The sequence below is a fragment of the Bradyrhizobium sp. Cp5.3 genome, assembly GCF_000426265.1.
GTDB classification, from domain to species: domain Bacteria; phylum Pseudomonadota; class Alphaproteobacteria; order Rhizobiales; family Xanthobacteraceae; genus Bradyrhizobium; species Bradyrhizobium neotropicale.
This window is the reverse complement of the sequence record NZ_AUFA01000094.1, coordinates 1-7,686: the sequence shown is the minus strand read 5'-3', so window position 1 is coordinate 7,686 and position 7,686 is coordinate 1. Positions and strand designations below refer to the sequence as shown.

The 7,686-nt window shown below is 59.6% G+C and carries 4 protein-coding genes and 5 pseudogenes; 6 read left to right on the top strand and 3 right to left on the bottom strand.

Annotation, left to right across the window (positions count from 1 at the left end):
• Positions 1-174 precede the first annotated feature (174 nt).
• Positions 175-1,509, top strand: coding sequence for an IS5 family transposase (locus tag K289_RS0139885; RefSeq protein WP_027556432.1), 1,335 nt, complete (start codon positions 175-177; stop codon positions 1,507-1,509).
• 105 nt (positions 1,510-1,614) lie between these two features.
• Here K289_RS0139885 and K289_RS47105 read toward each other — a convergent pair.
• Positions 1,615-2,574 (bottom strand): annotated as a pseudogene (locus K289_RS47105) (DDE-type integrase/transposase/recombinase).
• Between the two features lie 257 nt (positions 2,575-2,831).
• On the opposite strand from K289_RS47105, the pseudogene K289_RS47100 reads away from it, so the two are divergent.
• Together K289_RS47100 and K289_RS0139865 are read left to right on the top strand one after the other, a co-directional pair.
• Positions 2,832-2,924: pseudogene (locus tag K289_RS47100) on the top strand (integrase); the annotation flags it as partial.
• Between the two features lie 421 nt (positions 2,925-3,345).
• A complete protein-coding gene (locus K289_RS0139865) occupies positions 3,346-4,467 on the top strand; it encodes an IS630 family transposase (protein ID WP_027556431.1) in 1,122 nt (373 codons plus the stop codon).
• Between the two features lie 43 nt (positions 4,468-4,510).
• Here K289_RS0139865 and K289_RS0139860 read toward each other — a convergent pair whose 3' ends face one another.
• On the bottom strand, positions 4,511-4,777 hold the full coding sequence (locus tag K289_RS0139860) for a DUF3892 domain-containing protein (RefSeq protein WP_035687833.1): 267 nt from the start codon (positions 4,775-4,777) through the stop codon (positions 4,511-4,513).
• A gap of 536 nt (positions 4,778-5,313) precedes the next feature.
• Between K289_RS0139860 and K289_RS0139855 the strand changes: the two are divergent.
• The 3 genes and pseudogenes from K289_RS0139855 to K289_RS51265 form a co-directional block, all read left to right on the top strand.
• Positions 5,314-5,583, top strand: a pseudogene (locus tag K289_RS0139855) (transposase); the annotation flags it as partial.
• A 534-nt stretch (positions 5,584-6,117) separates the two neighbouring features.
• A pseudogene (locus K289_RS47095) lies at positions 6,118-6,549 on the top strand (reverse transcriptase domain-containing protein); the annotation flags it as partial.
• Between the two features lie 477 nt (positions 6,550-7,026).
• Complete coding sequence (locus tag K289_RS51265) at positions 7,027-7,425, top strand: hypothetical protein (RefSeq protein WP_027556428.1); 399 nt, start codon at positions 7,027-7,029, stop codon at positions 7,423-7,425.
• Here the strand turns inward: K289_RS51265 and K289_RS52105 are convergent.
• Positions 7,363-7,686: pseudogene (locus tag K289_RS52105) on the bottom strand (IS4 family transposase); the annotation flags it as partial. The gene K289_RS51265 and the pseudogene K289_RS52105 sit on opposite strands and share 63 nt — an antisense overlap.

Genomic DNA, 7,686 nt, shown 5'->3' with positions numbered 1-7,686 from the left:
AGTCGTGTGTGAAGAATTCGGAAGCGATTGATTTGGCGCTGTGATTTGAGTTGAGCAAGTATTCGATTTTGCAAGAAAGCTGGGGGCGAGTCTTGGTTTTCTTGCGATTTGGAATTCCGGATTTCGGAGCTTCGTGATTCCTTTGACGGCAGATTCGCTGTCGGAGGAAGACCCGTGAGCCAGCCGCGCGACGATCGTCAGAACGACCTGTTTGGTCCATCACTGGAGAAGATCATCAATCTTCGCCATCCGCTGGTGCGGTTGGCAGCGGAGATGGATTGGGACTTTCTGGCGGGACGCTTTGGTTCGGTCTGTCGCGTCGGGCCAGGGCAGCCGCCGCTGCCGACGCGATTGGTGGCCGGCCTGTTCGTCCTCAAGCACATGCACAACCTCTCCGATGAGGCGCTGTGCGAGCGGTGGGTGGAGAACCCGTATTTTCAGTATTTCTGCGGGGAAGTGGTGTTTCAGCACAAACTGCCATTCGATCGCTCATCGCTCACGCGCTGGCGCCAGCGGCTGGGGGAGGAGCAGATTACGGCGCTTTTGCAGGAGAGCCTTTCGGTGGGACACCGGAGCGGGGCCATCGAGAGCAAGGATCTCGAGCGCGTGGTGGTGGATACCACCGTCCAGGAGAAGGCGATCGCGCATCCGACCGATGCGCGGCTTACCCACCGGGCGATAGAGAAGCTGGTTGTGCTGGCCAAGCGCGAGGGCATCGAATTGCGCCAGAGCTATCTGCGCGTAGCCAAGCGTGCCGCCATCATGGTGGGGCGCTATACGCATGCCCATCAGTTCAAGCGTGCCCGGCGGGAGCTCAAATTCCTGCGCACCCGGCTCGGCCGCATCATCCGGGACATTCGTCGCAAGATCGAGGGCGATCCCGCGCTCGAGGATCGCTTTGGCCCGCTGCTCGATCTCGCAGTGCGGGTTCGGCATCAAGAGCAGCGTCAGCGCGGACCGAAGGTCTATTCGCTGCACGCCCCCGAGGTGGAATGTATCGGTAAAGGTAAGGCGCGGGCCCCCTACGAATTTGGCTGCAAGGTGTCGATTGCCACGCCGGCCACCGCGCCCAAGGGCGGCCAGTTCGTGCTGCATGCCAAAGCCCTTCACGGCAATCCGTATGACGGCCACACGCTCGGTCCCGTCATCGCCGATCTCGAAAAGCTCACAGGTGTCGCAGCACGCCGCATCCATGGTGACAAGGGCTATCGCGGCCACAACTATCCGGATCGGTTCAAGGTCTGGATCAGCGGTCAGGTCCGCCGGGTCACCAAAGCCATCCGTCGTGAGATGCGCCGTCGTGCCGCCGTCGAGCCCGTGATCGGCCATCTCAAGGACGATCACCGGATGCGGCGCAACTATCTCAAAGGCCGAAATGGTGACCGGATCAATGCCATCCTCGCAGCCGCCGGCTTTAACTTCAGCCTACTTTTGCGTTGGTTCAAGACGCTTTTGCGCGCATTGTTACTGATCCTCAGTCGCGACTTTCCATCGCCGCGCCCTACATAGTCCGGCCCGCAAAACAAACTTCACGAACGACCATTTAGAATTGCTGGATGTGTGGCCGCGCGGGCAGCTTGGAAAGACGCTCAGGAAGTGTAGGGTCTGGTCACATCATTTCAGCGCGGCGAACGCCCGATCAAAGCGATACTCCGGGATTCTGATCCGCTCGTTTGTAGGGTCGAAGCGGGATTCCACCTGGTCTGTGAACGGGGTGATGTTCGCCAGGTCGCAGACGCGATCGACAGGCGTGCCGCCGCCGAGGGCGGCATGCGGGCGGTGCCAATTCCAATGATGTCGCAATTCGGCAATCCGATCCTCGATGTCGGCGGCCTTCGGATCGACCGTTGACCAGAACTCTTCGAGGTCTGCCCTTTGAGTCTTTGAGTCCGTTCGACCTTGCCATTCAGGTGCGGAGAGCGCAGCTTTATGGAACGGAACTTTATCGCCCAGTCCATCAGCGTTTGCTGCACAGCCTCGGCAACGCGGCCGCGATCGGTCTGGATGCGCTGAAAACGGCGTCTCCTCAATCAGGCGCTCCAAGAAGTCCAGCGTGTTGGCCGCTGTACGTCGGCGATAAACGCCCAGCACCTTGTAGCGGGAGCAATCGTCAATCGCCGTATACTGGTAAACGCCCGGCGCGATCTTGCAGACGTCCATCTGCACCCGGTCGCCAGGAACTGGCCGCTTGTAGCGCTTTGTGCCCTTCGTCCTGCGGCGCGGGCGCTTCAGTACCTGCTCACCGTGGCGACACAACACGCGATGCAGCGTGTCGAGCGAAAGCGCAACGTCGTGGTAGCGGATCAGTTCGGTGCGTAATTGCTCGATCTCGAGCTTGCGCTCACGCCGCAATGACAGGATCAACGACTCCTCGGGCTCGAAGACCTTCTGCTTCGCCTGGCGCAGCGGCCGGCGGCTGCGCTCGACCAGCCCAGCCTCGCCGGCCTCCTGGAAACGGCGCAACCATTCGCGCAAGGTCGGGCGCGAAATGCCGCAGCGTCGACAGACGACACCGGCGTCGCCTGTTGCCTCGTAAAGCCTGATCCAGCCAAGGCGCATCTTCACGCAAAACATCGGGCTAGCCTGTGGATTTGGTGGACAGCGCTCCCGAGACTGGGCAAGAATCCTCGGCTCGCGATGGTGTACGATTCTTCGCATGACGATTCGTGCATTCAAACGCGGTTCATGCCGCGAGCAGACTAGGGCCGATCGACATTCAGGATTGAACGAAGCCGCTGTCGCGGCATGTAGGGAGGCATAGCAAGGATTGCCTCCTGTCTGAGAGGATTGCGGGTTTTCGAAGCCCAACCCTTCAGACAGGAGGTTTTCCGATGGCTGAGATCAGCCCACTTCGCCGCCGCATGATCGAGGACATGACGGTCCGCAATCTGTCACCGGCGACGCAGCAATCGTACCTCTCCGCTGGCTTTAGCTCTGACGAGTGATGAGAAGCGGAAAGTCGTGTGGCGGCTCTTTCGGTTGATCGCGCGCTAACGATACTAGTGGCTCTGCACAGTGATTTTGACGGGTTGCGTCCGGGGGCAGTCAGATTAGCTCCGGGAGGTTTTGGGGATCAACGAGGACCTCGATGCTGCGAGGTGTCCTCGGCTGCCTTCTGATGAGGCCAGCTCGTTCCAGGGTCAGCACCATTTGGTGAACCGAGGGCGGGCTGACGCGAAAATATTCTTGCATGTCGGTTTCCGCCGGGGGTCTGCGGTGCAGCCGCGTATAGAGGTGGATGAAGGCGAGGTATTGCCCCTGTTTGGGCGTGAAGGTTTTCGCCGAGGGACTCACGCCGGCCATCCGATTCAGTTGTTCGTGCCTGCCTCGATTAAGGAGGCAGGCATGAATGTACGCTATCGGGTCGAACTCAGCCAAGTCGAGCGCACCGAACTCAAGACGCTGCTCAGCGGCGGCAAGCATGCGTCCCGCAAGCTGAAGCGAGCGCAGATTTTGCTGGCTGCCGATGCCGGGGCCAGCGACGAGGAGATCGCCAGGAGCGTCGGCGTGGGCGGCTCGACGGTGTACCGGACCAAGCGGCGCTTCGTGGAAGGCAATCTGGAGCGAGCGCTGAGCGAAGAGCCGCGTCCCGGAGCGGAGCGCAAACTCACGGGCAAGGAAGAAGCCTTGCTGGTGGCGACCGCCTGTGCCGGTCCGCCGGAGGGCCGTGCCCGCTGGACGCTCAAGCTGCTGGCAGGTGCGATGGTCAAGCTCACCGAGCACAAGAGCCTGTCGCACGAGACGGTTCGGCGGCGCCTGGCCGAAAATGACCTCAAACCCTGGCGCAAGGACATGTGGTGCATTCCGCTGGTCGATGGCGAATACGTCGCCCGCATGGAAGACGTGCTCGACCTTTACGCCGAGGCGTCCAATCCCGAGCGGCCGGTGGTGTGCTTCGATGAAAGCCCGGTGCAGCTCATCGGCGAGGCGCGTCAGCCGATCCCGGCCGAGCCGGGCCGGCTCGAACGTTACGATTACGAGTATCGTCGCAACGGCACCGTCAATCTCTTCGTCCTGCTCGACGTGCATCGCCCCTGGCGCAAGGTCAAGGTCACCGAGCGGCGTGCGGCAGAAGACTACGCCCAATGCATGCGCGAGCTCGTCGACATCCATTATCCCGACGCCGAGACCATCCGGGTCGTCCAGGACAATCTATCGACCCATTCTGCCGGCGCCCTCTATCAGACGTTCCCGCCTGCCGAAGCCAGACGGATTTTGCGCCGGCTCGAGTTCCACTACACCCCCAAGCATGCAAGCTGGCTCAACATGGTCGAGATCGAGATCGGCGTCCTGCGGGGACAGTGCCTCGATCGCAGGATCGATGACCCCAAGCGACTGCGCCGCGAAATCGCCGCTTGGGAACGGCAGAGGAATGCCGCACGCTCCCGCATCAAATGGATGTTCACCACAGACAAGGCCCGCGCCAAAATGGGCCGCGCCTATCCCGACACTTCCAAAGAGTCATAGTCACTGTGCAGAGACACTAGGTGAGCATCCATCGGCCCCGGCTTCAACATTCCGGAAGACTTAGAAGGTTGTCGGGGAGAAAGCGGTCATTCTCGGTCTTCAGGTAGTCTCTTCCGTCGTGGTTCTGGACCTTAACCAGAACCGATTTGCCTTGCTCGCTCACGAAGTACGCTGTCGGGTCGCTCTTGACGTTGGCAATTGCAGTTTCTTCTGAGTGCTGCCAGTCGCCGCCTCCTACTGCTTCAATGCGCCGATGGCTATCGTGATGGTTCGGTACTTTGGTGATGCAAGTGATCTGGCGAGGGGCCATTTGGCTGAATCCTATTAGCCTCAAGTTAGGTTCAAATCTACGCCTCGCCAGAAACGTGCGACACTCCCAATTCAAGTAGGGCACTCCCGGTGTAGCGACGATGGCTTATGCGACGACATTGGGAGAAGCGGCGGTGCAAGCGCTGGGGGATGTAGAATCGTGTCTGGGCCCAATCGCTGACACGGAGGAATGATCAAATCAAAAGGGCGGTCGCTACTTTACCTAGCCACCGCGTGGCTCAATGTGTCGCAATACTGACGCTCCGAGTTCCTGTGTCTCTTGGTCGCCAACTTGGTTGGGGTGGCAATTCCGGCAAGACGCTTGATCTTAGGCGCCGTAGGGTGAGGCTCTTTGGTTGTCTCAGTTGTAGTCGCCCGTGAACAAGGCTTTAAGCGATTGAGCGGGAGTCTGTTTTCGGGGCTTGGAGGCGTTTAAGATTGCAGGGATTTGGAGCGTGAGGCTTCCAAACCCTGCAAATTGGTTTTTGGATTTCCTTTTGCGACGGGCCATGATTCTGTTGCGCATCGGAGGGGACGATGCGGCCGAAGAAGCACAAGACGACGGGATCGAATGACCTGTTCCGGGCGCGACTGGACCAGATCATCAACATGAAGCACGAACTTGTTCTGCTCGCCGGCAAGATCGACTGGGACTGGATCGACGGCGAGATCGCTCCGCTCTACAGCGAGAACGGCCGGCCCGGGATCGAGACCCGCTTCATGATCGGGCTCTTGCTGCTCAAGCACATTTACGGGCTCTCCGATGAGGGGGTGTGCGAGCGCTGCGTCCACGATCCGTATTTCCGTGTGCCTCGTAGCTGGTGCGTATCTGCCAGCATAACTGTGTTGAAGATGGGAGTTGGCCTCCCGGAGCCGGCCTGCAGGGGCAGGCTTCAAACCACTCCAGGCTGCTGCGTTTAAGAGACGTGGTGGTGAGCGCTGGGGAAAAGGCGGCGGGCTACGCCGTCAGGTGAGTGATGAGAAGATGAGCGCAAGCGAACCGCCGATGACGCATCGAAATGGGTTCAGACGCTGTCAAAACGAGCATGGGGATAATGATGCTCGGAAGAGTGTGGGCGATACCTGCTTACGGCCCACGCGGCAGCCGGTGTATAGGTGGCATGATCTCATCACAGGCTTCAATCCGGAACGAGGGAACCTGGCTCGGGGTGTTAAGGGAAATCCGCAAGTGGCGCACACCACGAGGGAGAATACCAAAACCCGAGACAGGGGCGGAGCAGCCTGTAGTAGCGTTGAACTGGCTGTAATGGCCATGGAGCGAAGGGGCTGCGTTACCCTGTCCGACATCGGACGCCAACCGGCTTTGTCGGGAGGAGCGTCATGACGTCGGACAAACCGTTGCCGATCACCAAGCGTATGGTCTGGGAGGCCTACCAGCTCGTGGCAGGGAATGGAAAAGCGGCGGGCGTCGATGGCCAGAGCCTGGATGAATTCGCGCAGGACCTTGGGAACAATCTCTACAAGCTCTGGAATCGCATGGCGTCGGGAAGCTATCTCCCGCCTGCGGTCAAGCGCGTGGAGATTCCCAAAGCCAACGGCGGCATCCGTCCACTGGGCATTCCGACGGTCGCGGACCGCGTCGCACAGATGGTGGTCAAGCAGTATCTGGAACCGGGGTTGGACCGAACGTTCGATCCCGACTCCTATGGGTATCGACCAGGGAAATCAGCGCATCAGGCGATCGAGCAAACGCGCAAGCGATGCTGGGACTATGGCTGGGCTCTGGACCTCGACATCAAAGGCTTTTTGGATGTTGCGTCATACTACACCTTCAGTTTTTTTGAGAGGGTCGAAGAGGTCCGGATCAACTGCAGGTACTTGAATTCGTATGCCTTTTGCCCGTCCGCGATAGACGTGAACGGCCTTAAGCTCACCGCGCTTTACACGTTGCAAGATGGTTTGCCGCGAGACGCCGAGTAGATTCATGGCCCTGAACATCTTCACGTAACCTTCGGGCGCGCTCTCCACAAAGCGCGACCGCAACTCGTCATTGATCCGGATGCGCCACGGCGCGCCGGGTGTGATCTGCTCTCCGGCAATGAAGCCATCGTTGAGGCAGCGATGCAAAGTAGAGGGTGCGATCCCGAGAGCGCGTGCTGCTTTCTCGATCGTCATGCACTCGCCGTCCTGCACTTGCTGTTTCGGCGCGAAGCATGGGATCTCCCAGTGCGTCCGCAGGCTCGACACACGATTTGCCGTAAACGACAGTCCTGTGGCCGTTGTACGGCCTTGGCGATTGAGGATGCCGGCGATCTTGGTGTCGGGATAATGTGCAGCCAGTCGCCGCAGCAGATCGATCGTATCGTCGGCGGTGCGGATCGGCGATGGATGCGAGTGCGGCAATGCGACATTAACTTCACTGAAGAGACCGCCGCGCCAACGCAGCGTCAGGTGAGCGTTGTATTTATCGCGCTCGACTCTCAAGGTGACATCGTCAAGCAGCGTGCGGAGCAACTCCTTGCGATCGCGATCGCTCGTCGTGGGAGCGAACCAGATACGCTTGAGGTCTTTACCGAGTGCAAGGATCGCGGCGCGTTCTTCGTGCGTAAGCGAGCGCGGTCGCTTTCAATTACCCATAATCTTTGCCTCGATCGCGGCTCCCAATTCGATATCGGTCAGCCGCGATAGTCCGCGCCAGATGACGGTATTTCCTGGAGGAGGATCGTTGGCTCGGGCTAAGTATCCTCCGAGCCGCGCGATCTTGACGACATAGTGCGAGAGCGTACCCCGTCGAGGGCGATCGCCACCCTTGTCTTTCACCAAATGATCAAGAAGCCTGAGTTCGGAATCTGTCAGCGCCGTCTGCGGTAGGGCATTCGGTGAGGAACGATTGAGCATCGTCATCCAGAAGACGCGCCAACTTACAATACAAAAAACGGCGATCAGATT